This is a genomic window from Thermogemmatispora sp. (assembly GCF_019683755.1).
Lineage (GTDB): Bacteria > Chloroflexota > Ktedonobacteria > Ktedonobacterales > Ktedonobacteraceae > Thermogemmatispora.
The window spans coordinates 1-23,326 of sequence record NZ_JADGHT010000007.1 but is presented as its reverse complement, the minus strand read 5'-3'; the positions used below and the strand labels follow the sequence as shown (position 1 = coordinate 23,326).

Sequence of the window (23,326 nt, the reverse complement as noted above, 5' to 3'; positions counted from 1 at the left end):
CTATCCAAGTTGCAGTCAGAGAAAAGCTGATCCCTCGATACAAGCATGGGCAGAGAGCGCAGGATCGTAGATCCAACCTTCGTCAGGATTACAGGCCGGCAGGAGCGCACAGAGCTGGTGCTGCATTTGTTGAGGGGTAGCGGCATGCACAGCACCGCTGGCATGGGCAGCCCAGGCAGCCTGGACCGCACAGAGAAGGGCATCGAGGTGATCTCCACGCGCATCAGTCAGACAGGCCAGGCTATAGGTCTCGGGCAGAGCGAGCGTCAGGCCATAGCTCTGACTGAGGGCAGCCGACGTCAAGGTAGCTAGCAGGCGAGCACGTGCCTGACGGCGGATGACTGCCTCCTTCCCGCCACGTTCGTTTTTGTAAGGCTGGCGTCCTAACCAACGCCGCGCTACCAGGGCGGGATAGCCCTCTAGAAGAAAGCGCGCCTCCTCCTTCGGGCAGCAGGGAAGTACACAGGCCCCGCTAGCTAGGAGACGCGGCGCTCCCTGCCAGAACATTCGCGCCAGAGGGACACCGTGGAGCATGAGGGGACTCAGCGCCCCAGCGAGCACATCCGTTTGTCGGCGTGGGAGCTTTTGGCCCCTTGGTTGCTGAGCGCTATAGCTCTGGAGCGCCTGCAAAAAAGTGGGAAGCGCTAACCGGGCCACGCGTGTCACGTAATCCGTCCAGTTTGAGGGCCAGCCCAGGGCAGCTACTACAATGGCCGGCAGACCGAAAGGGAAATCAAGGGCTGCAATCCAGGGGCCAGAGAGATGAAGGCAGGCTTCGAACGTGGGCCAGTCCTCGCAGTCTTCAAGACCAAGGATGTTGAGACAGAGGCCCTCTAGCTGTCCGATGGCCACCACGATCGGCTTACGACGGCAGGGAGCACTCGTGAAATCAATACCATAGATATACATACATATTGCGGGCCGCTGCAATCAGTCAGGAGCGTACCAACCAGTGATGTGTCTGATGACTTGTCGCTCTCCTTAGACCCTCCCTCCTCCTCAGAAGCTTTCGTCACCCGCTAGCTGCGCTCTCTTCTGGCATGTCTCGCGGCGGTCACGCTTCTCCATGCAAAGCGCCAGAAGGGAGAAGACAGGATTGCGCTGATCACAGTCGCGCGCGCCGGAAAGCCCATAGGGAGTTATCAGCTCGCCGCCGCGGCACCGCGTCGAGCAGCGACAAGCGATGCAGCCCATGACCAATCACCCCCTCAGAGCTGGGCGATGACACTCTTACTAATAGCGCGCAGCGTAGCGAAGACGCCAATTCCACTGGAGGCAACCGCCTCAAAAGCCGGCACCCGTCGGCGATTCAAATAACGGTCGAGCACATGAACAGGCAAAGCCGAGGGAAGATCACGTTTATTCCACTGCATCACAAACGGGAAATGGCTGAGGTCTTTGCCGAGACGACGCATATACATCTCCAGCTCGGCAATGCTCTGGACATTCTCCTCAAACTTCTCCGCTTGCGAATCCACAACAAAGACGATGCCATCGGCGCCATTGAGGACAGCCAGACGAGTACGCTCGTAGAGAATTTGGCCAGGCACCGTATACAGATGGAAGCGAGTGCGGAAACCATGCACAGTACCGAGGTCGAGGGGGAGGAAATCAAAAAAGAGCGTGCGCTCAGTCTCAGTCGCGATTGAGAGCATTTCGCCACGGATAGCGGGGTTAATGCTCTTATAGACGTACTGCAGATTGGTAGTCTTCCCACAATATCCAATGCCGTAGTAGACAATTTTGCAATGGATCTCGTGAGTAGCAATATTGATAAGAGCCATAGAAACCAGTTACCTCGGAAGCAGGCCCTAATCGCGGAAAAGCAAATCGATCGTATCCTCGACAGAGGAACGGAACTCAACATTAATCACGGACGTCTTGCGACGAGACGTATCGGCTTTGACACGAGCCAGGACGCGCACCAGCTCATCGCTAGCTTTTTTAGAGAGCACCTTGACCAGGCCGATATGAGTAAGTTTATCGAAGACGATCACCAGCAGCCACTGCTCTTCAACCAGGGTGGTATAGATATTCTCATGCATACCTTGCTGGAAAATAGTGCGGAAATCCTTCTCCCCGAGGAGTTCAGCCACCTGGCGAGAGGAGGAGAAGGCGCCGGCCAACAAGGCGCCCAGGGAGGTCACATTGCGGCGCACCCCATTGCCGAAGTTAGAGATCACCTGGCCGCTTTTATCGAGCAACATCACAGTGGACGCGCTGGTATCGTGCAACAACTTGCTGAGTGTTGCCCGGATAGCCTCAAGTTCATGATCCGAAATAACCAGATTTGATAATTGCTCCATGTACGCGCCGCCTCCGGTCCGGTACAACAAGCTTAGCGTGCACAGCACAGGCACAGCTTCATGAGCGCCAGCGAGCAGCGGGCGTCATGAAAAAACTGAAGAAAGAAAGACAGAAAGATAGCTAAACGAGCAGCTTAGCCACAAACAAGCGGGCAAGCTCGTGAGCGAGCGGCGAGCGAAGGCGCCTGATCAAGCGATATCGAGCGCTTCGAGGATCTCATCGCGGCTGCTTTTGATCAGATGGCGGACCCGCCCCAGAGCTGAAGCGGAGTCGAAGACCGTCACGATCAGCGCGAAATCGCCCAGGGGGTCAGCGCTCACCAAGCCATGTTCGAACTCGACGAGAGCGCCAACCAGCCCACCGCGAGCGATCTCCCGTCCCAGAGCCTCCGCGGCGCTCAGGCCACTTGTCATAATGGCTCCCACGGCTTCGAGATCCTCCTTGCTATCGCGGGGGACCCCCTCGATCAGCAGGCCGTCTCGTCCGACGAGAATAGCCATCCTTACACCTGGGATGGTCAGGAAGCGGCCCAGCGCCTGCTTCAGGTCAACCATGCTCTCCTCCGTCTCTCACGGAACGCACCACCGCAATGGGTTGGTCGGTTGATCGGTCGCACAGACAGATAGAACTACCCTGCTTTGCTACCTCGTAGCTAGCGAGCGAAAGAAGCCAGACGAACATACGGGTTGCGCCTCGCGGCAGGTGGATGAAGGGAACAGCGGTGTCACTTATCCAGCGTGTTCCCGCCTATGCTCTGCCATACGGGGACTGCTGGTATTGTATACGATACGGCTTGGGAGCGCAACTAGATGAGACTTCTTGGCTAATGGTTATATGTAGATGTTTGAGGAAGGCCGTGGCCTCCCATCACTGTTCTTCTCTGTCGGGCAAGTCGACAAGACGATGGTGGGCCTGGCTTCTGCTGAGTCAGCAAGGGAGGAGCTTGCGATGGACGAACCTGGAGCGCTGTGGTGCCCGTCCCCCAATTACTTCCCCGGTCGACGTGGGCAGCGACCGCGCTGGATCATCGTGCATGGGACCGCTGGTTTTGCGAGTGCCGAGGAGGTTGTAGCCTTTTTCCAGCATCCTGAGACGGAGGCAAGTACGCATTATGTGATTGGACGTGATGGGCGCATCTTTCAACTTGTGCGGGAGGCTGACGCGGCCTGGGGCAATGGAGTGGTGAGCCGCGGGCATGATCGTTGGTGGGAACCGCTGGGCAATCCCAACTACGTGACGCTTTCTATCGAGCACCATAAGCTGAGGCGCGATAATGGGGATGAGCTGACTGCGGCCCAAAAGCGCGCCAGTTTTCTGCTGATTGCCCACCTTTGCGAGCGACACGGCATTCCGCGACGTTGGGCCGATGCTCAGGGCGGCATTACTGGTCATTTTTCTCTCGACCCAGAAGGACGCAGCTATTGTCCGGGTCCCTACCCCTGGGACGAACTCTTTAGCTACCTGGCTGGCTCTGACCCACCCCATCAGATGGGTCCGGCCAGATCTCGGGCTGCTGAGCAGACCCTCTCCGACCGCGATCCGACTGGCGCCGGACTTCGGCAGCAGCTCGCGGAGCTGCGCGAGGTGGCTGCCGCTTTTCAGCGGCGCTTGATTAATGTAGAGCTAGAGCTGGCCCGGCTGCAAGGACAAGAAAGACCACCTGGCAGCAGGACGATCAAGCGTTCGCCGAGGCGCTGAGAGCTGCGCACCAGCCCTACGCCAACGGCTAGCTATCTGATAGGCAAGCCGGGCCAGGGCAGGGTGACAGGGGCGGGCCAACGGCTGGCAGCGAGCGCCCGCCCCGCCTCTGCCATTCGCTCTTAACGGAACTTGGTCCCGTAGTTGGGCGCTTCCTTGGTGATCATGACATCATGGGGATGGCTTTCGCGCAGGCCGGCGCTGGTAATGCGCACGAAGCGCGTGCGCGTCTGCATCTCCTCAATGGTGGCGCAGCCGGCGTAGCCCATCGCTTGACGTAAACCACCAACAAGCTGATGGACGAGTGGGCCTAACATACCCTTGTAGGGGACGCGTGCCTCAATACCTTCGGCGATTAGCTGGGACTCGTCGCCGACTTCGCCTTGGAAGTAGCGATCTTTGCTGTAGCTACGCTGCTTCATTGCGGCGATCGACCCCATGCCCCGGTAATCCTTGAAGCGCTCGCCGTGCGAGATGATCAGTTCGCCGGGGCTTTCATCAACACCAGCCAGAAGGCTGCCAAGCATAACGGTGTCAGCGCCAGCGGCGATAGCTTTGGCGATATCGCCTGAGTACTGGATACCGCCATCGCCAACGATCGGGATACCGTAGCGGCGAGCCACGCGCGCACACTCATAGATGGCGGTGATCTGCGGCATGCCCACACCGGCAATGACGCGCGTCGTGCAGATGGAGCCAGCACCGATGCCGACTTTAACAGCATCTGCGCCCGCCTGGATCAAGGCTTCGGTCGCTTCACCCGTGACCACGTTGCCGGCCATGATCTGGACCCGCTCGCCGAAGAGGCGTTTGAGGCGCGCTACGGTGTCCAGCACCATCTGTGAGTGCCCGTGCGAGGTATCGACGACCAGCACGTCAGCCCCCTCTTCAACCAAAGCCCCCGCCCGCGCATCAGTGTCTGGTCCAACGCCAACAGCAGCCCCGACCCGCAGACGCCCGTACTCATCCTTAGCGGCATTAGGATAGAGTATCTTTTTCTGGATGTCTTTGATCGTAATGAGGCCGCGCAACATACCATGTTCGTCAACAACGGGCAGCTTCTCAATCTTGTGACGATGGAGAATGTCGCGCGCTTGCTCCAATGTCGTGCCTACTGGCACAGTGATCAGGTTCTCGCGCGTCATCAGTTCGGAGACGGGTCGGTCCAGGTTGGTCTCAAAGCGAATGTCACGGTTGGTAAGGATGCCGACCAGTTTGCCATTTTCAACGACAGGAATGCCAGAGATGTGGAAGTGCTGCATGACCTGCAACGCTTCGCGCAGGGAGGCCTGTGGCCCCAGGGTGACAGGATCAGTGATCATGCCCGACTCGGAGCGCTTGACTTTATCAACCTCTCGCGCCTGGTCTTCAATCGAGAGGTTGCGGTGGATGACTCCAATTCCTCCCTCACGCGCAAGAGCAATGGCCATGCGCGCTTCGGTGACAGTATCCATAGCGGCGCTGACAATGGGGATGTTGACGCTGATGGTGCGCGTGAGACGGGCCTTGGTTGAAACGTCACGAGGTAGGACCCGCGAGGCTGCTGGGATGATTAGGACGTCGTCGAAGGTCAATCCTTCGCCAACAAATTTCTCTCGGCCATCTAGTTCAAACTCGGCTGGCACAATGGCAGGATGCGCTTGCAGGTCGTCAATGGTCTCTGCTGTATGAGCCTCGGCCATAGCTCTCCTTCCTTTCCTCCTTCAACATACGCGAACGCCCGGCACGTGGTCCCGCGTCCTCCAGGCTGTTGGAGTCCGGTCGGTCTGTTGTGCCGGGCCACTCGTTCCTCTTCCGCAGGTAGACGAACACGCGCTACGGGATGCCTTCCCGCCTGGCTTGCTCCCTCCTCGGCTGGCTGGCTGCCTGGCCAGCCCGGTGGCAGCAGGACGAAGCACGCCACTGCGAGGTCGCGCGCTGGCTCTTCCCCTCTGGCTTGCTTAGGGGCACGCATGTCGCTTTTCAGGGGTACTCTTCCTGGGTTTGCCTGCCCTGCCTTGACGCTGGCTCTTGCAGGCAGTCTGGCAAGTAGTATGCCTGTCCTTCTGGCGCTGTATCACCCGACCGCCTCTCGCGCCTGATGAACAATCGTAGTTCGCCTGTATCTCTGCTCGGCTTTGCTCCCCCTGACCAGGTCCATATCTTCCGTGGCTTAAGGGGTTAGCTGGCCTTTGACAGAGACAATCGCTCAGGTCCAGTGAGACGTCGGGTTGATACCTTCGGCTATTTGTTCCTTCTATAAGAGCACATCTTTCCCCCCTCTGTCAAGGCACGGCGAGCAAAGACAGCTCTCATATGCTTCTGCTGCTTATACTTTCTTCAGTACAATATGAATGAAGGTGTTTCTTGTGTAAAATACGGGTCTGACCGTGCGGCGAGCTGCTCGCTCGCCGCGTTAGCTCGTCAGATCGCTCTCGTCTCATCTGTCAGCACCCGGAGGCGCACGCAGGGTGGAAGGAGAAGAGGAAGGAGGAATAGGTTATGAGAGGGCAGCAATTTCTTGGCAGGGATGCCTACGTTCGGATTGGGAGTGGCGGCGTACCGAGCCGCGTTTCCCAGCTAATCCGCCCGCCAGCGTTCTCCCACTACTACACGAGACGGGCTTTACCGCAACCGATCGGATCGCTCGATCTCTGTCTGCTACACTTCGCAGCCTCGTTTGTTCCCGGTCCACTCTGGCAGTTGGTCAGGGGAGGGCCTCTCACTACACTCGCCGCTACCGTGGGTGCCGGGCTGTTCCTGTTCCCTATGACGCTTGCCGCTGCAAAACTGATGGCTTTAGCCCCCGCAGAGGGAGCACTGTATAGCTGGACTGTACGCCTGCTAGGACCTTATTGGGGCGCAGTTGTGGGCATCAGCGACTGGCTGCCCGGCTTATTGGCTGCTGTCAGCGCACTCATGAGCTTTGTGGTAACGCTGCAGAGCTTGAAAGCGGGCTGGCTGGTCGAGCCGTGGCAGCGCGGCCTGGTGATTCTGGTTTTACTTATTTTGCTGTTGCTCCTGGGCTGGCAACGGCAACGGACGGTACAGCGCGTTGTGAATGCTCTCAGTGCGCTGATGCTGATCATCGTGGCACTCAGCGGGATCTGCAGCCTTGTGCTGCTACAGCAGCGGGCCTGGTCGCTCCCTCCCTCCTGGCGCTCCGGCTGGCCTGCTGACAGGTTTCCACACACGCCCGCTAGCCTGACAGCATTGCTCTACCTGGGATACGGTGCTCCTCTCAGTATGGCCGGCGAGCTGCGCCCAGGCCTTACCCCAGGCCGTCCTTTACTGGGCAGCGCTTTGCTCCTCAGCGGCAGCTACCTGCTGCTTGCCATCTCGGCGCTGCTCGCTCCTGACGGCGAACCTGGCCTTGTGCTGGAGATGGCTCTGGGGCATCCTGCGGGTAGCCTGGCCCTGGTCGGCCTGCTGGCCTTTTACCTCTGTGTGGCCTTTGTCCATACTGCTGCCTGCGCACGCCTGCTCTTGGTGGCCGCTCTCGATGGCCTGGTGCCAACCAAACTGGCTTGGCTGAATCAGCAGCGAATTCCCTGGCGCGCTTTCGCCGCGCAGACGCTCCTCGCCGGTCTTCTGACAACTCTCTTCAGCGTACTCCTCCCCCAGATGCATCTCGATAAAGCTTCTTCATTCATAGCCCTTCCATTACTGTTAGCCACTATGGCTTTGCTGAGGATGTTTGTCGCTTTTTTCTGCCTCTATATACTCATTCTGGCATCTTACTACGGGTCACTGATGACCCCGGACAGCAGAGTGGCAAGCCCCTGGTGGCTCTGGCCGACGACAGTGGCGGGCGTGGCAGGCAGCACGTTGGTAGCTCTGGGAATACTTACCTCTTCTTGGACTCCCATGCTGCCCGATGCTACCTGGACCCTCTTGGCTGGCATCCTTATCCTGGTCTGCCTGGGGACAGCTACGATGGCCGCTTTGCCCGCCACAGCCCACGCCCGTCGCCTTGGTCCTCATCTGCTCCTGAGCCTCCAGGAGGAAGAGACAGCCCAGCCCCAGGAACAGGCCTCTGTGCCCACGTAAGCCCACTTCGGCGGCATGTTCTGCAGAGTCTAGTATCCTCCACCTCCACCACCTCACTGAAGAGGGCTTGAGACAACGGGCAGGACAAACGTGGGCTGCTTGCAAAATTATCATGGAAAAGTTACAATCAATGATTGAGATTGAAATATTCAAATTATCGGTCTCTATCTTGTGTATCAAGAAGAGATGCCACTGAGAGCACAGAGGCTCTCAAATGCAGAAGCGGAAAGGGGAAAGAAGAACAGCATGGCAGCTGAGTGGTGGAGGATCTACGGAGCCTTTGACCCCGAAGACGAGCGCGGGTATTATCCTCATCCTGGTCAGGTTGTTGCGCATTTTCGTCGCCAAAGGGGCTGGTCACAGGCGGAGCTGGCGCGCCGACTAGGCGTTCGTGCCCGCATGATCTACTATCTAGAGAAACAGCAGCAGGGGCTTGACTCGCTGAGGCGACGCCGCCAACTGGTCGAGCTGCTCGCCATTCCTCCGGAGTTGCTGGGACTTGATCCACAGCATCCACGGCAGACCGGCTCGCCACCCTGGTGGATACAGGAGGGCTACCCGGCCTTTCCAGCCGGCGAGGATGGCTATCCGCAGCCGGGGGCGGTCATCAAGTACTACCGTCTACAGCAAATCCGGCGCCAAGAGAGCGGTGAGCGCACATGGACGCAAGCCGATCTGGCGGAGGCTCTGGGCATGTCAGAGCTAGCCATTCGTCGTATGGAGAACCGCAGCAATTACCTGGATTCCTCACGGCGCCGACGCATGCTATCGGCTATTCTGGGTATTCCCCCCCATTTGCTAGGGCTGGCCGCGCAACGTCCCCATCCCTCATCTAGCGGTCACCCTGCACCTTCGCCTTCAGCCTTACTTCTTCCCGACGAGGAGGGTGAGGAACCTCTCCTCGCTAGTTACCAGCGCCTACAAGCAGAGCTGTACGCCGAGTTCCGCCTTAGCCGCCAACCAGAGCTATTGACACGCGCCTCGCGACGCTTCGCTCATCTGAGACGACTTGCTCCCCTTATACGGCCCGATCTGCTAGGGGAATTCTTGCGCTTGAGCTTTAACTACGCCCAACTGGTGGCTGATGGTCTGGCAGACCTCTACGGTATGGCCACGGCCCTACCGTTCATGAAACTTTGCCTGACTGTGGCCCGTAGCTGGGAGGCCATCGACAGCCCCGGGCAGCGACCTCGCTCCAGCGTTCAGCTCGACCTGCTGGCTAATGCTCTCATCGGACAAGCTATCGCCCATTTCGAGCTAGGAGAGCCAGAGAGCGCCCGGCAATACACAAAGGAGGCGCTGGAACGAGTTGCCCAGACTTGCCCCTCTGTCAAGCGCTTTGTATTGGAGGAGGCTGCCCACATCCTCGCCCATCTGGCTAGGGATGAACCGGAGCGCAAACAGGCGCTGACCCTCATCGACCAGGCGAGCCACCTGCTCGGTGTGGTCAGCGCAGATGACGACCCCTACTTTCTCGCTGCCGATCTTGGCTACTACCACCTGAATCGCGCCCGGACGCTATTGGCTTTGGGCCAGGCTCGTCAGGCCCTTGGCGAGCTTGACCAGGCCAGCCAGCGGATCGAGCCGCCCTTTGTCACCCGCCGACTCTTCATCGTGATCTATCGCGCTCTAGCCCACTTGGCACTGAAGGAATATGAGATTGCAACCTCGCTCGCCATACAAGCGGCCAGCAACGCTCGTGAGGTTAATGCCCGCCGAGCGCAGACCTATCTTTGCCTTCTCTATCAGCGCCTTAAGGCAAGTCCCTACGGGAGTATGCCAGCTATCGCCCGTCTCGGTTGGTTACTCGGTGAGTGCTGATGCAAGAGGACCGAGTCACCTAAGGCCACCAGCGAGCTACTCTTTCACATCGCGCTTCCACGTCAGTACCAGTGAAATGCCCAGAAACACCAGCGCATAGACAAACAACAAGAGCCAGATGTGACGAGCATCGATTAGCTTGAGGTTTAACGGGAACGTGCCAAGCGAGAAAAAGCGGAAGTCAGTGAGAGCACTCGCCATGACGTTCAGATTAGGGCCAAGCAGGTAAGCAGAAGCATCCTGCCAAAACGGATTATTCGTCAGCCGAGAGGCAAAGTAGAGCAGGGCAACGAGAAAGTTATCCGCTGGGAAGTAGCCAATCGCGGCACTCACCCCAAAGGCTTGCGAGCGTCCAATGACGGCCAGTGTCACGGCCATCAAGACCGAGAGCAGCATGCTGCAGCCTACACTGAGGACAGCCAGGCCGGCATCATGCCAGAACGTGGCATGAGCCGCTTTGAGGACCTCCAGATTGCCAAGCTTGATAAGGATCAGCAGACACGAGCAGACAAACACCTCTAGGACGCCCAGCAGGAGGACGAGAGCGCTCACAAGCAGAAGCGTCAACAACTTCGCCCAGAAGAGCTGCAGGCGTCCAACACCCCGCGCCAGTAGTACGCGAATCGTGCCAAGCTGATATTCCAGTCCAAAGCAGCGAGCTGCCAGAACAATCAGTACCATGCCGCTAAAGACACGCAAGATGTCTAATCCACGCAATTGCTGGTAGAGATAGACCAAAGGATCTTTCAGGATAGAACTGTCTATCGTACCAAGAGAGAACTCAAGTATATAGAGGCCAGCATTGCCGCAGAAGAGCAGAGCTAACAAGATCCAGGTGGTCCACTGACGTGAGAGCTTCAGCAGCTCGGCATACACCAATCCCCAGAAGCGGGGCCGCAGATGACGAGCCGCCGTGTAGCTCTGCCTGCGCTGGCCTCCCTCGCCAGAAAAGGCTGTTGTTGCCTGTGTTACCATTGTCATCGTCAAACCTTACCTCCCATGAGCGAGATCGTCACCAGTCAATTGCAGGAAAACCTGCTCCAGATCGAGCGTAGCAGGAGTCAACAACTCAGGAATGAGACCAGCTTCTACCAGAAAGCGATTCAGCTCACGCCCGCGTCCGCCAGGAGCCGGTGACACCAGCTCACCGCGCTCGTTGAGGCGGGCGCTTACTCCCCAGGGCTGACTGCGCACCAGGTGCAGGGCCTCCTGTGGACGTTCCACCCGTACGACGAACTCGCCACGCCCACGGGTTAGCTCCTCTACGCTCGCCTCGGTCACCAGCCGTCCCAGCCGAATAATGCCCACGCGCGTACAGATCTGCTGGACTTCGCTGAGTAGATGGCTGGAAACAAAGATCGTCTTGCCCTGGGCGGCAAGTGTATGCAGTAGATCACGCATTTCGACGATGCCAGCCGGATCAAGGCCATTCGCCGGCTCATCGAGGATCAGCAGCTCAGGATCATGCAAGAGCGCCAGGGCCACGCCCAAACGCTGTTTCATTCCCAGCGAGTAGGTCTTGACGCGATCCTTTTGACGACTCCTGAGACCCACCAGATCCAGAACTTCATCAATGCGACGCTCGGATACGCCTCCCAGTGAGGCCGCCACAGCGCGCAGGTTGTCACGCCCAGACATATACAGGTAGAGCGCCGGCGTTTCGATCAGGGCTCCAACACGCGGCAAAACCGAGCTTGCCCGACGCCGCAGATCCTGCCCAAAGATCTCAATGCTACCAGCCGTCGGTGTAATCAAGCCCAGGAGCATGCGAATAGTGGTCGTCTTGCCCGCCCCATTGGGGCCTAGAAAGCCAAAAATCTCGCCCCGCCTGACTTCCAGACTGAGATCAGCCACTGCCAGGCGCTGGCCATAGCGCTTGGTGAGGCCACGGGTTCGCAATGCCAGGCTCTCAGCAGATGCTGTGTATCCTGTCCCAGGAGTCAGAGGAGTCTGTGTCTCTTGCAACATACCGTTTTGTGCTTGCCTCTCACTTAGAAGTATTGATTTGCCATCAGTCAAGAAAGAGAGCTGATGCGCCAGCAGTAAGAGCACATCACCAGCTTCTCATTGCTTGGTGCACTTATTCATCACCGTCTGGGAGAATTTTCAGCTAAGCTGAGTTCGATGTTACAGGCTACCTGAGAGGCTGCCTCTCACCAGCCCAAGAGAAGCAAAAGGGAGTATGCCCAGGTCCGAAGCAGGCTATTCCCCCTCGACGTGAGGTCATATTTCTGCTACCATGTGCGGCAATAGCAGGCGTGACAGCAGGGATGCCCAACCGATGGCGGATGGATCAGCGCTTCAGCAAGTAAGCAATCTTTACAAGACGGAACACGCCCGCACTCCAAAGGTGTCAACTGATCCCCAACCAGGTGAGGTGTACCAGCAGCCTCAAGCTGCCTACTTTCCGGCCAGGAGGTTCTTGGATGTACACGGTGGAAGGACTCCGGCAGCGCATTCGTGTGGCCCGAGGAGACGAACCTGCCGATCTGGTCCTGCGCAATGCCAGACTGGTGAATGTTTGCAGCGGCGAATGCTATCCCGCCGATATCGCTCTTGCTGGCGGGCATGTGGTAGGTATCAGCGAGCCTGCCGGGGGCTATCATGGTCAGCAGGAGCGCGACCTCGAAGGACGCTGGCTTGCGCCGGCTCTCATGGATGGGCACATGCATATTGAGAGCACTATGTTGGTCCTCTCTGAATTTGCTCGCTTAGTTGTTCCTCGCGGTGTAACTGCCGTCATGCTCGATCCGCACGAGTTTGCCAACGTTTTGGGCCTTGCCGGCATTCGCTTCGTGCTAGAGACGGGACGCGATCTGCCGCTGGATGCCTTTGTATTGCTCTCATCCTGCGTTCCCGCTTCCCAGTACGAGACGCCCTATCGCCCATTGCTAGCTAGTGATCTGCTGCCTCTGTTAACTGAGGAGCGCGTGCTGGGACTGGCAGAGATGATGGATATGCCCGGTGTTCTACGCGGCGATGAACAGGTGCTTGCCAAAATCGTCGCCACGCTGAATCACGGTCTAGTTGTTGATGGTCACGCCCCAGGATTGCAGGGGCGCGATCTCTGCGCCTACGCTGCTGCTGGCATCCTCTCCGACCACGAGTGTACGACCCCCGCCGAGGCCCGCGAGCGTCTGCGCCTGGGGATGTGGCTGATGATCCGCGAAGGCTCGGCAGCACGCAACCTGGAGGCTCTGCTCCCCCTCATCAAGGAGCTGCACCCTCCCCGGGCCTTCTTTGTCACTGATGACCGCGATCCGCTGGACCTACTGGAGCGTGGGCACATTGATTCGATGGTACGACGCGCCATTGAACTGGGGCTGGACCCCGTGGAGGCTATTCGCCTGGCGAGCTATAACACGGCCCAATATTTCCATCTCAGTGATCGTGGAGCCATCGTCCCGGGGGCTGTGGCCGATCTGGTAGTGCTGGACGATCTGGCTACCTTCCAGGTGGAGTCGGTCTACAAAAATGGACGGCTGGTTGCCCAGGGAGGGCGCTTACTTGCTGAGCCTCCTGCCAGTGAGCTGCAGGGCCTCAGCAACACCATTCGGATAACCACTTTGCGTGAGGAGGATCTGCGCATCGCGGGGCAGCCAGGGCCAGTGGCAGTGATTGGTATTGAGCCAGGGCAGATCGTCACTCGTCATCTGCAGTTAGAGGCCCCACTGCGTGATGGCGAGATCGTCGCCGACCCCGAGCGCGATCTTCTGAAACTTGTAGTGATCGAACGCCATCACGCCAGTGGACGCCTCGGCCTGGGGCTGGTACAGGGTCTAGGGCTGAAGCGCGGCGCGCTAGCTTCTAGCGTGGCGCACGATGCCCATAATCTAGTGATCGCCGGTGTGAGCGATCACGACATTCTGAAGGCAGCCCAGACCCTGGCGGCAATGGGGGGCGGTTTTGCCCTTGTCGTTGATGGTGAGCTGCGTGCCAGTGTCCCCTTACCGCTGGCTGGGTTGGTCTCCTCCGCCCCGATCTCCGAGCTGGTCGCCCGCCTGCGCGCTCTTGACGAAGCGGCTGCCGACCTTGGCTGCACTCTAGAGCATCCCTGCATGACCCTCAGCTTTCTTTCTCTCTCAGTGATCCCAGCCTTGAAACTCACCGATCAAGGATTGATCGATGTTGAGCGCTTCACACCCATACCACTGCAAAGGTAGCTAATAAGCTAGCAGGCCGGAGCGAGGGCACGCCGGGCTATGGCCTGGTTATTGGCTCGAGCGCTTGCCCAGCCGGGCCTTTGAGGCAAGGAAAGTCCGAGGATTCTAGCATGCTGCCAAACTTACTTGAATATCACTGGGTTGAGGACGTTGATGATGCCCTCATTCTGCTTTCGCGCTCCGACATCAAAACGGTGCCACTGGCCGGCGGCACTTATCTGCTAGGTCAGAACGACGAAAGCATCCAGGCTGTCGTTGATCTACGCGATCTGGGCCTGGCCTATATTTCAGAAGACCAGCATGGGATTCGCATCGGAAGTATGACGACTTTGCAGAGCATGGCGGAGGCGCCACTGCTCAAGAGCTTTCTCGGTGGTCTGCTCGCTCAGGCCGCCCAGTATTCAGCTCCCTCTCCGCTCATTCGCAATGCCGCCACCCTCGGTGGTACGCTCGCGCTTGGAGCCGCTTCGCAAGCTGATCTATTGACAGCACTGGCAGTCGTCGATGCTGAGGTCGTCCTGCGCTCTGGTCAGAAAACGCAGGTCGATCTACGCGGCGGCACGCCGGAGCGCCCGGGCCTCGCCCTGTCTGGAGTAACCTACAAAGGAAAACAGGAGCGACGTATCCCTTGCCAGCGGCTCTTACTAGAGCGACGCCCCCAGGAACTGATCATCGAAGTGCGAATTGCTCCCCCTGGCCGCGGCTGGGGCACAGCGCTGCAGCGAGTCGGGCGCAGCGCTATTGATACGGCCCTGGTCAGTGCTGCTGCCCTGGTGGAGGTCGAGGATGGGCGCTATCGCACCGTGCGCCTAGCGCTAGGTGGGGCCAATATGGAACCACAGCGCCTGCTCACTATTGAGCGGCACCTGGAGGGTCAGCCTGTCCAGGATCTGCGCTTACTGGCCACCGCAGTTCAGGCCGGGCTGGCTGACTTTCGCCCTCCCGCCGATTTCCGGGCTAGCCAGGGCTATCGGCGTGTCTGTGGGGCCAACCTTGCTTACCGAGTCCTCGAAGAAGCTGCCAATATAGCACGCTGGCGCGATATCACCTCCTCGGAAGGGAGAGCCTGACCTGATGGAACTAGAACTGCGCATTAATGGAGTGATCAAGAGCCTGGACGTTGCCCCGAACGAGCTGCTGCTGAACGTCCTTCGGCGCGAAGGTTATTTCAGCGTCAAGCACGGCTGCGATCACGGACATTGTGGTGCCTGCACGGTGCTCATTGACGGCTTACCGCGTCCAAGCTGCATTATGCTGGCCATGCAGGCAGCAGGTGCCACGCTGACCACGGTTGAGGGCCTAGGCTCTTTTCGCCGTCTGCATCCTTTACAAGAGGCCTTTATCGATGCCGGTGTGGTCCACTGTGGTTTTTGCGCACCTGGTATGTTACTTTCGGCTTACGCTCTTTTGCAACGCAACTCCAATCCCAGCGAGGAAGAGATTCGCGAAGCCCTAGCGGGGAATCTCTGCCGTTGTAGCGGCTATAACCGGATCGTACAGGCTGTCCAGCGAGCTGCAGCCCTGCTACGTGGTGAAGATATTGAGCCGTTGAGCATCCCCGACAGTGGCGCGCGTACTCGCCCCTGGGACCTTGGACGCGCTTTGCCGGAGCCGTCCGAGCAAAGGCAGACAGCAGAGCAGGCTGGAGGAGGAGTGCAGCGCATCCATGTTATGATGGGGCGACCTGAGCGCCAAATCGACGCCATCAAACTGGTCACGGGCAAGCCAGCATTCGCCGATGATTGCACCTTGCCCGGTCTTCTGCATGCCCGCCTTCTCACGAGTCCCCATGCTCATGCAATCATCCGCGAGATTGACACCACAGAGGCGCGGGCCTTACCGGGGGTGCATGCAGTCTTAACCTACAAAGATATTCCACGCATTCCCTACACCAGCGCCGGTCAATCCTGGCCCGAGCCTGAGCCACATGATCAGTACAGCCTGGACTATATTGTCCGCTATGTCGGAGACCGGGTCGCCGTCGTTGCTGCCGAGAGCGCAGAAATCGCCGAGCAAGCCCTTAAGCTGATCAAAGTCGACTATGAACCGCTACCCGCGGTCTTTGATCCTCGCCAGGCACTGGAGCCGGGGGCACCTCGCCTGCACCCAGAACCGGAATCGTACCGGATCTACGACGCTGATCGCAACATTGCCGCCCGTGTCCAGTATGAGCAAGGCAATGTCGAACGGGCCTTTGCCAGTGCCGAGCTGATTGTAGAGGGCGAATACATTGTTCCCCAGATTCAGCACACGGCCCTTGAAAACCACGTTGCCATCACCTACTGGGACGAGGACGAGCGCCTTGTCGTACGCACGAGCAGTGAGGTACCTTATCACGTGCGCCGGATCCTCGCCTCCCTGACCGGTTTAGCGCCACGACGCATTCGCGTCATAGCACCGCGGGTCGGAGGTGGCTTCGGGGCCAAGCATGACCTTATCGTTGAGGATCTCTGCGCCCTGCTCACCCTGGCCACCGATCGCCCAGTACGCCTGGAATACAGCCGCGCGGACGAATTCCGCAGCAGTCGCGTCGTTCCAAGCCAAATCATTCGTCTTAAGACCGGACTGCGACAGGACGGAACGATCATCGCGAATCAGATGCTGGCCTTGATTAACACCGGCGCTTATGGCAGCCACGCCAATACTCTCGCCCTTGGGACTGGCTTAAATAGCCTCGCGCTGTATCCCTGTCCGAATGTACGCTACAGCGCCCAGGCAGTCTATACGAATCTGCCACCCGCAGGTACCTTCCGCAGCAAGGGAGCCACGGCAGGTCTGTTTGCCCTCGAAAGCCACATGGATGAAATTGCGCGCCGTCTGGGCATGGATCCCCTGGTGCTGCGGCGCAAAAACTGGCTCAAAGAAGGAGATGCCAATCCTGCCTTTGTGCTGACTGGCGCTGGCTACCAATCTTCGCCAGGCTCGGCCCCCGCTTCCACAGCAGAGAGGCGGCTGAAACACTGTGGCCTGCCCTACTGCCTGCAGGTTGTTGAGGAGCAGCTCAACTGGCGAGAGAAACGCCGATCAGGGCGGGGCAGTTCCCGTCAGGGAGGACGTATCCAACGTGGAGTGGGTCTTGCACTGGCCGTGCACCTGCCTGATCCCCGGCAGCCTTCCCTGAGCAGTGCCACCCTCAAACTCAACGAGGACGGCTCTTTCAACCTGCTGCTCAGCCTTCCCGAGAATGGCACTGGCAGCCATACCATTCTGGCCCAAATCGCTGCCGACGTCCTTGGAGTGCGTCCCGAAGATATCCTAGTCCACGCGCCTGACACCGACTGCACTCCTTTCGAGACGAGCAGCGACCCCTCATCCTCCCTCTACGCCTGCGTTCACGCTGTCAGGCAAGCAGCAGAGCAAGTGCGGCATCAGCTCCTTGCCACAGCAGCCCGTCTGCTCAAAGTGCCAGCGGAGAACCTGACCCTGGCAGACTACACGATTACCGCTCCCAACGGTCAGAGCCTCAGCCTTTCCCAAACCGCTCTGCAGGCCCTCTATGGCGAACAACCCAGACAGATCAGTGCAACCACCTCCTGGAATGAAGCCTGTACCACACCGACCTTTGCGGCCCAAGGCGTAGAAGTCGAAGTCGATACAGAGACTGGTGGAATACACGTGCTGAAGGTTGTTACAGCGGTCGATGGCGGTCACATTGTCAATCCAGTCATTGCCGAAGGGCAGATCGAAGGTGGCATCGCCCAAGGACTGAGCTATAGTCTGTGCGAGGAAATGGTGTATGATCAGCAAGGGAACGTACTGACGACTAATCTGAGTGATTATCGTATTTTGAGCACGCGAGACATGCCAGAAACGAGCATTGTCCTGATGGAGGGTGATGGAGCCGACCCGCTGGACATCCGTGATATTGGCGAGATTGCCATTGCAGCGATAGCCCCAGCCCTAGCCAACGCCGTCGCCGATGCGACCGGCGTGCGTCTGCGCCAGTTGCCGCTGACACCCGAGCGTGTCCTGCGCGCGCTCTATCTGGCCAGGCAACAAGCGACAGGCAGGCCATCATGACAACGATGTGGCCAGGAGCCGGGCGAGAGAGCGAAGCGAATAGGAGGGATAAAAAGGACGATGGATCTGCTGAATGTTTTCGACTACGAGGCGTTGGCCCGTGAGCGCATGGACATCAGTTCCTGGGTCTACTATGCCTGCGGAGCCGATGACGAGGTGACGCTCCGGGCCAACCGCAATGCCTTCGAGCGCATTAAACTCCGTCCCCGTGTGCTGGTCGACGTCAGCCAGGTCGAGATGATCACCACGGTCCTCGGGACTCCTCTGGCGATGCCCATCCTCATCGCCCCGACGGCCCTGCAGGAACTGGCCCATCCCGAGGGAGAGTGTGAGATGGCACGTGGCGCGGCCCTGGCCGGGACATTACTGGTGGTGAGCACCTCGGCCAGCCGCAGCCTGGAAGAGGTAGCTGCTGCTGCTGGTGGGCCCCTCTGGTTCCAGCTCTACATCACGACGCGCCCTACAGCCCAACGCCTGGTTGCTCGCGCCGAGGCTGCTGGCTATCAGGGCCTGGTCTTGACTGTCGACACACCGCGTTGGGGGAACAAGGAGCGAGCGGCGCGGCATCCCCTGACACGAGGCATCCACAAAGCCAACTTCGAGAATGAGAGCGAAGCTGACCTCCCTGATCCTTCCTGCACCTGGGAGATCATCCCCTGGCTGCGCTCCCTCACTCGCCTGCCACTCATTCTGAAGGGCATCTTGACCCCAGAGGACGCGCAGCGAGCCTGCGACTATGGCGTCGATGCCATCATTGTCTCCAACCACGGGGGGCGTCAGCTTGACGGAGTTCCTGCCACCATCGAGGTCCTGCCTGAGATTGTGGAAGCCGTGGCAGGGCGCTGCGAGGTGTACCTGGATGGAGGCATTCGCCGCGGCACCGACATTCTCAAAGCCCTGGCACTGGGGGCGCGAGCGGTCCTTGTGGGACGTCCACCGCTCTGGGGCCTGGCCGTCAATGGGGCCCAGGGAGTAGCCGATGTGCTGGACATCCTGCGCGACGAGCTAGAGCAGGCGATGGCCCTAGCTGGCTGCCCTCGCCTGGCCGACATCGATCGCTCTCTGATCAGGCTCACACATGTGTCATAATAGCAAGCGGTGGCATGAGTGGAGGAAGAGAGTAGGTTTCTCCTTTCTCCCTCTGAGTCCCCCAGAGCGCTGGCAGCCAGTCTGAATCGTGCGCTTGCCAGCCGAGGAAATTACCGATCTCAACTCAAAAGGATAGGTTGTTCTATGCTGTTAGCGAGCCATATTCTGAAGCTAGAATGTGTTCTCTGCGGCAGCAGCTATACACCGGGCAGTGTGAACTACACCTGTCCGAACTGCGGTCCCCAGGGCACGCTACTGGTTCGTTATGACTATGATCAGATTCGCTGGAATTACCATGCTGAAAGCCGTGATCCCTCAATCCGGCGCTATCGCCCTTTTCTCCCCATCCCCTACGGCAATCGCTTACCGCCGCTCATTGTCGGAGGGACGCCGCTCTATACAGCAGAGCGGCTACGTAAGCACCTGAATATGCGTAACCTCTGGGTGAAGGACGAGACACGCAATCCCAGTGGATCATACGCAGATCGCGCCGCCTTTGTGGCAACCAGCCTGGCTCTGCCAGAAGAGCGCAAGCTTGTCTGTGCATCAACGGGCAATAGTGCTCTGGCCTTAAGTCAGCAAGCGGCGGCCCTGGGGCTGAGCTGTCAGCTCTTTCTCCCGTGGCAGAGTGCTCGCAAACTAGCAGGCGTTTTGCAACTGTGCGGCGCCAAGATCTTTGCGGTTGATGGCAGCTACGATGACGCCTTTGACCTGAGCACCGAGGCCACAGGCAAATTCGGCTGGTATAATGTTAACATCGGTTACAATCCCTATATGGTTGAGGGACTCAAAACCGTCGGTCTGGAGATCGCCGAGCAATTAGGGCATGCCGTCCCTGATGCTATCCTGGTGCCGGTGGGCGATGGCGGCTTGATCAGTGGCATCTATCGCGGCTTTGAAGACCTGCGCCAGCTCGGCATTGTGCGCCAGATTCCGCGCCTCATCGCTGTGCAGACAGAAGGAGCAGCAGCCTTTGTGCGCTCCCTGGGGAACGAGGCCTTGACTCAGCCGGAGAGTGTTTCCCCAACCACGCAGGTGACCAGCCTCGCTGTCGGGCAGCCCCACAACGGAGCGATGGCTCTGCGTCACGTGCGCCAGAGTGGCGGCTTTGGCATCACCGTAAGCGACGAGTCCCTTTTGATGGCCCGTAAAGAGCTGGCAGCATTGACCGGTATCTTTCTTGAACCAGCGGGCGCAGCCTCGTACGCAGCCCTGCTGCAGTTGCTGGAGGAGGGCAAGATCAAGCGTCATGAGACGGTGGTCTTGCTGGCCACAGCCAGTGGTCAACGCAGCGGTGAGACGGTTGAACACCGCGCAGAAGAGCTGATCACGCTCGCCAAAGGAGCCGAAGGACTACGGTCCCTCGAGCTACAGGTCAGTGCCTGAGAGAGAGCAGCATAGCAGCTACTCGCCGGCCAGTGGAGAGAACTCTCCAAGGAGGACACCCCTTCAATGAGCAAGCTGGCTGTTGTTGCCATAGGCGGTAACTCACTCATCAAAGACGAGGGAGACAGAGATGGGCCTGGGCGGCTTGAGGCAATATGCAGGTCGGCGCGGTATGTGGTTGACTTGCTAGTCAATGGCTGGAACGTCGTCATCGCTTACGACCACACATACCAGGCTGACCAACCGGACAGGCGTCCTACTCACCAGCCTGCACATTCTTCTCAGTGGCTCCCTGCAAGCTCTCTGCCGGAGCTCCAGGGGAGATCAGGCTATCTGATTCAGCAATCTCTGGACGAAGAGCTGCAACGCCGTGGCTTGAATCGTCGTAGTGTCTGCTTGCTTACTCGGGCCATCCTTCGCCCCAAGGACGAAGAGACGACAGCTACTCGGTCTACCGAGTCTGATGGCGCTAAGGCCCAGGCAAGAGAGGAAGCCGGGGAGATCCTAGAGCAGGAGGCCATCAAAACGCTGCTCCAGGCAGGCTTCACTGTGATCGCCGCTGCCGGGAGCAGTATCCCGCTTGTACGCGACGGTGAGGGGCGCCTGCACGCCGTGGAGACCCGGCTCCACGGCGATCTAGCGGCTAGTATCCTAGCCACCCAGTTGAATGCTGACCTCTTCCTGATCACAATGGCCGCTGAGAAGGTGGTCCTTTCCTCTCAGGAGGCCGGGGGAGCCTACTCATTGGATATGCTTACGCTTGCCGAGCTGCGCCAGTACGAGGCTAGTGGCAGCTTTGCTGGCAGTCAGTGCATAGCGTCAAAGATTCGGGCCGCCATCCGTTATCTTGAGCATGGTGGTGGAGCGGCTTTGATCACCTCTCCCCAGACCATCGGGAAGGCTTTAGCAGGGCGTACGGGTACATGGATTCTCCCCTGAACACGGCAACTACGGGCGAGCATCAATAACTGTCAGCCAGGCCACCGGGTCCGCATGGCATGCCTTGGCTGGCATCGGCTGATCTCCTCGGATGCCCCTACTAAGGCTTGTATCAAGGCCGGCGAGCCAGCCCTTACACCTCCAGCCGTACCGCATTCAATCCATCGCCTGGTTAGCCGGCCTTGATCAATTCGTCCTAACGGCCCCGAGCGATGAGATTGTTCGCCCTGGCCAGGGAAACATCGCTCGCAGGGTAGAATAACAATAGGGATCGCCCTCCCTTGCAGCAGGGGCCTACCCTGCCGGTCCCCTCTTGATAGCCAGCAAAGCGCGGTCTTGCTATAATAGCACCATGCCAAGAGACGGCATGAAGTGAGGGGAAGAGCACCTTATGGCCAGTCGCATGCCTTCACGCCCGCGAGCAAGTGAGACATTTCGCTCGCTGTTGCGTTTTATACCCTGGAAGCTGCTACTTCTCTTAATTCTGTTTGGAGCTGTTGTTACCCCTGTTTTTGACTACAGTTTTCACCTGGGGGACCGCATCATGCCGGCCATTAGCGGCTTTTTTTACGCGCTTGGGGTACCGGCGACGCCGGTGCCGACGCCCTATCCAGCCTTCGCCCGTGGCTTGCCACAGCCAGGCTCTGTGCTGTACACGGTACAGGAAGGGGATAACTGCGACGAGATTCTGACTGTTCAAATGCACATGATGGACGCCAGCCAGATCTTCAGCGATGCCAAACCGGAGACGGTGCAGGCTTTAAGCAGAGCGATTGGCAGAGACTGCCACAAGCTCCAACCGGGCATGGTGATCCGACTCTCGCCGCACTACCCCTTGATGGCTCTTGGGGGGATCATCCTCAAGGCGCGCCCTGCCACGCCGCCCCAAGTGCTACCCACGCCGCTTATTCCTGTGCCGACGCCAGAGAACCAAGGCATTGACTGCTCACAGGGGTGCACCATGCAGGTGCGTATCGCCCCGGGCGTAGAGGTGAATGTTGATGCCACCACCACAGTGCCCGTGCACGATGGTTCCTGGATTTGGGCCTTTGCCACCTATCCCCTGGCCCACGTAGCAGGCATAAGTAACTATCCCTATGCCAACCCCCAGGCTTCGCTCAACGGCGCCACTCTGCACGCCTGCCAGATCCAGATTGACGACACCTACGATGACCATTCGCCTTCCTGCGATGAATTCCAGCCGAATACCATCGACGATGATGGCGGTGCCTGGCTGCTCGGTGTCGTCGGCCCCAGTAGCCTTGATCACTGGAAACTCCCCTTGCATCTTCCCCAGGGCACGCGTGTTCTCCTCTGGCTCACCCTGGACGCTCATGGCAATCTGACCTTTCATAAGGGGAACGAAGTCTTTCGCTATGACGAGCAGCAGCAGATCTATGTCCGGGTGTAAGCTGCTTTTCTCGCAGCTTACACCCGGACAGCCTGGCTTATCCTCTGCGCCAGCGTGATCAGCTCGATACTTTCTCCAACAAGAGAGCTGGCGACGTTAGTAATCAGGAATCCTCTGCTTGTGGATCAGATGCCTCTGACGTTTGAGAGTGTTCCTCCCTTGAATTCTGCCATAAGAGCTGCTAAAGTTAGCATGGATATGACTAGCAAGCATTGATTGAGAAGCAACTGCTGCTAAGAAGGAGTCTCAGATCCCGCAGACAGGCAGCCAAGATAGCTGAGCATAAAGGAGCGGTGGAGCTATTGACGCAATCTACAAGAGTGAGTCACATGACCCTTTGCAGCAACGACCATTGACTCAGGTGAGCATACTTTCATACGAAGGTGGTTCTCACTTTCATTTCAGATTATAGAGCATATTATGGAATATCAGGATGAAGATCGAACAATTTCCGCATTAAAAG

17 protein-coding genes are annotated in these 23,326 nt (G+C 58.6%); 10 read left to right on the top strand and 7 right to left on the bottom strand.

Going from position 1 to position 23,326, the window contains the following annotated elements; translation table 11 throughout:
• Positions 1-15: 15 nt before the first annotated feature.
• The 4 genes from IRZ24_RS01385 to IRZ24_RS01370 form a co-directional block, all read right to left on the bottom strand.
• Positions 16-909, bottom strand: coding sequence for a DUF429 domain-containing protein (locus tag IRZ24_RS01385; RefSeq protein WP_297159863.1), 894 nt, complete (start codon positions 907-909; stop codon positions 16-18).
• Between the two features lie 299 nt (positions 910-1,208).
• Positions 1,209-1,784 carry a GTPase domain-containing protein gene (locus IRZ24_RS01380; RefSeq protein ID WP_151726936.1) on the bottom strand — a complete coding sequence of 192 codons (576 nt, stop codon included), beginning with the start codon at positions 1,782-1,784 and terminating at the stop codon, positions 1,209-1,211.
• Positions 1,785-1,811: 27 nt separating this feature from the next.
• Positions 1,812-2,306, bottom strand: coding sequence for a roadblock/LC7 domain-containing protein (locus IRZ24_RS01375; protein ID WP_297159861.1), 495 nt, complete (start codon positions 2,304-2,306; stop codon positions 1,812-1,814).
• Positions 2,307-2,495: 189 nt separating this feature from the next.
• Entirely contained in the window at positions 2,496-2,861 is a 366-nt protein-coding gene (locus tag IRZ24_RS01370) for a roadblock/LC7 domain-containing protein (protein WP_297159860.1), read from the bottom strand.
• 394 nt (positions 2,862-3,255) lie between these two features.
• On the opposite strand from IRZ24_RS01370, the gene IRZ24_RS01365 reads away from it, so the two are divergent.
• Positions 3,256-4,005: a peptidoglycan recognition family protein gene (locus tag IRZ24_RS01365; RefSeq protein WP_297159859.1), complete on the top strand. Its 750-nt coding sequence runs from the start codon at positions 3,256-3,258 to the stop codon at positions 4,003-4,005.
• Positions 4,006-4,127: 122 nt separating this feature from the next.
• Here IRZ24_RS01365 and guaB read toward each other — a convergent pair whose 3' ends face one another.
• Positions 4,128-5,687: an IMP dehydrogenase gene (gene guaB / locus IRZ24_RS01360; protein WP_297159858.1), complete on the bottom strand. Its 1,560-nt coding sequence runs from the start codon at positions 5,685-5,687 to the stop codon at positions 4,128-4,130.
• Between the two features lie 799 nt (positions 5,688-6,486).
• On the opposite strand from guaB, the gene IRZ24_RS01355 reads away from it, so the two are divergent.
• Both IRZ24_RS01355 and IRZ24_RS01350 read left to right on the top strand, forming a co-directional pair.
• Positions 6,487-8,034: an amino acid permease gene (locus IRZ24_RS01355; RefSeq protein ID WP_297159856.1), complete on the top strand. Its 1,548-nt coding sequence runs from the start codon at positions 6,487-6,489 to the stop codon at positions 8,032-8,034.
• A gap of 246 nt (positions 8,035-8,280) precedes the next feature.
• Positions 8,281-9,855, top strand: coding sequence for a helix-turn-helix transcriptional regulator (locus IRZ24_RS01350; RefSeq protein WP_297159853.1), 1,575 nt, complete (start codon positions 8,281-8,283; stop codon positions 9,853-9,855).
• Between the two features lie 36 nt (positions 9,856-9,891).
• Here IRZ24_RS01350 and IRZ24_RS01345 read toward each other — a convergent pair whose 3' ends face one another.
• On the bottom strand, positions 9,892-10,836 hold the full coding sequence (locus IRZ24_RS01345; protein WP_297159852.1) for an ABC transporter permease: 945 nt from the start codon (positions 10,834-10,836) through the stop codon (positions 9,892-9,894).
• Between the two features lie 9 nt (positions 10,837-10,845).
• Positions 10,846-11,823 carry an ABC transporter ATP-binding protein gene (locus IRZ24_RS01340; RefSeq protein ID WP_297159850.1) on the bottom strand — a complete coding sequence of 326 codons (978 nt, stop codon included), beginning with the start codon at positions 11,821-11,823 and terminating at the stop codon, positions 10,846-10,848.
• Between the two features lie 458 nt (positions 11,824-12,281).
• Here IRZ24_RS01340 and ade point away from each other — a divergent pair, with 458 nt between their 5' ends.
• The 7 genes from ade to IRZ24_RS01305 all read left to right on the top strand — a co-directional run bounded on the left by ade (position 12,282) and on the right by IRZ24_RS01305 (position 22,863).
• A complete protein-coding gene (ade, locus tag IRZ24_RS01335; RefSeq protein ID WP_297159848.1) occupies positions 12,282-14,018 on the top strand; it encodes an adenine deaminase in 1,737 nt (578 codons plus the stop codon).
• A gap of 110 nt (positions 14,019-14,128) precedes the next feature.
• Positions 14,129-15,088, top strand: a complete 960-nt coding sequence (locus tag IRZ24_RS01330) for an FAD binding domain-containing protein (RefSeq protein WP_297159847.1) — start codon at positions 14,129-14,131, stop codon at positions 15,086-15,088.
• A gap of 4 nt (positions 15,089-15,092) precedes the next feature.
• Entirely contained in the window at positions 15,093-18,038 is a 2,946-nt protein-coding gene (locus IRZ24_RS01325; RefSeq protein ID WP_297159845.1) for a molybdopterin cofactor-binding domain-containing protein, read from the top strand.
• 60 nt (positions 18,039-18,098) lie between these two features.
• Positions 18,099-19,127 (top strand): alpha-hydroxy acid oxidase, encoded by a 1,029-nt coding sequence (locus IRZ24_RS01320; RefSeq protein WP_297159844.1) that lies wholly within the window; start codon positions 18,099-18,101, stop codon positions 19,125-19,127.
• A 144-nt stretch (positions 19,128-19,271) separates the two neighbouring features.
• Positions 19,272-20,513 (top strand): threonine synthase, encoded by a 1,242-nt coding sequence (gene thrC / locus IRZ24_RS01315; protein WP_297159842.1) that lies wholly within the window; start codon positions 19,272-19,274, stop codon positions 20,511-20,513.
• A gap of 66 nt (positions 20,514-20,579) precedes the next feature.
• Complete coding sequence (locus IRZ24_RS01310; protein WP_297159840.1) at positions 20,580-21,452, top strand: hypothetical protein; 873 nt, start codon at positions 20,580-20,582, stop codon at positions 21,450-21,452.
• Between the two features lie 391 nt (positions 21,453-21,843).
• Positions 21,844-22,863, top strand: coding sequence for a hypothetical protein (locus tag IRZ24_RS01305; RefSeq protein ID WP_297159838.1), 1,020 nt, complete (start codon positions 21,844-21,846; stop codon positions 22,861-22,863).
• Positions 22,864-23,326: the final 463 nt, after the last annotated feature.

What these genes read in the sequence shown, in the direction of transcription:
- IRZ24_RS01385 (WP_297159863.1), bottom strand. Translation starts at nt 909, where the DNA reads ATGTATATCTATGGTATTGATTTCACGAGTGCTCCCTGCCGTCGTAAG.
- IRZ24_RS01380 (WP_151726936.1), bottom strand. Translation starts at nt 1,784, where the DNA reads ATGGCTCTTATCAATATTGCTACTCACGAGATCCATTGCAAAATTGTC.
- IRZ24_RS01375 (WP_297159861.1), bottom strand. Translation starts at nt 2,306, where the DNA reads ATGGAGCAATTATCAAATCTGGTTATTTCGGATCATGAACTTGAGGCT.
- IRZ24_RS01370 (WP_297159860.1), bottom strand. Translation starts at nt 2,861, where the DNA reads ATGGTTGACCTGAAGCAGGCGCTGGGCCGCTTCCTGACCATCCCAGGT.
- IRZ24_RS01365 (WP_297159859.1), top strand. Translation starts at nt 3,256, where the DNA reads ATGGACGAACCTGGAGCGCTGTGGTGCCCGTCCCCCAATTACTTCCCC.
- guaB (WP_297159858.1), bottom strand. Translation starts at nt 5,687, where the DNA reads ATGGCCGAGGCTCATACAGCAGAGACCATTGACGACCTGCAAGCGCAT.
- IRZ24_RS01355 (WP_297159856.1), top strand. Translation starts at nt 6,487, where the DNA reads ATGAGAGGGCAGCAATTTCTTGGCAGGGATGCCTACGTTCGGATTGGG.
- IRZ24_RS01350 (WP_297159853.1), top strand. Translation starts at nt 8,281, where the DNA reads ATGGCAGCTGAGTGGTGGAGGATCTACGGAGCCTTTGACCCCGAAGAC.
- IRZ24_RS01345 (WP_297159852.1), bottom strand. Translation starts at nt 10,836, where the DNA reads ATGACAATGGTAACACAGGCAACAACAGCCTTTTCTGGCGAGGGAGGC.
- IRZ24_RS01340 (WP_297159850.1), bottom strand. Translation starts at nt 11,823, where the DNA reads ATGTTGCAAGAGACACAGACTCCTCTGACTCCTGGGACAGGATACACA.
- ade (WP_297159848.1), top strand. Translation starts at nt 12,282, where the DNA reads ATGTACACGGTGGAAGGACTCCGGCAGCGCATTCGTGTGGCCCGAGGA.
- IRZ24_RS01330 (WP_297159847.1), top strand. Translation starts at nt 14,129, where the DNA reads ATGCTGCCAAACTTACTTGAATATCACTGGGTTGAGGACGTTGATGAT.
- IRZ24_RS01325 (WP_297159845.1), top strand. Translation starts at nt 15,093, where the DNA reads ATGGAACTAGAACTGCGCATTAATGGAGTGATCAAGAGCCTGGACGTT.
- IRZ24_RS01320 (WP_297159844.1), top strand. Translation starts at nt 18,099, where the DNA reads ATGGATCTGCTGAATGTTTTCGACTACGAGGCGTTGGCCCGTGAGCGC.
- thrC (WP_297159842.1), top strand. Translation starts at nt 19,272, where the DNA reads ATGCTGTTAGCGAGCCATATTCTGAAGCTAGAATGTGTTCTCTGCGGC.
- IRZ24_RS01310 (WP_297159840.1), top strand. Translation starts at nt 20,580, where the DNA reads ATGAGCAAGCTGGCTGTTGTTGCCATAGGCGGTAACTCACTCATCAAA.
- IRZ24_RS01305 (WP_297159838.1), top strand. Translation starts at nt 21,844, where the DNA reads ATGGCCAGTCGCATGCCTTCACGCCCGCGAGCAAGTGAGACATTTCGC.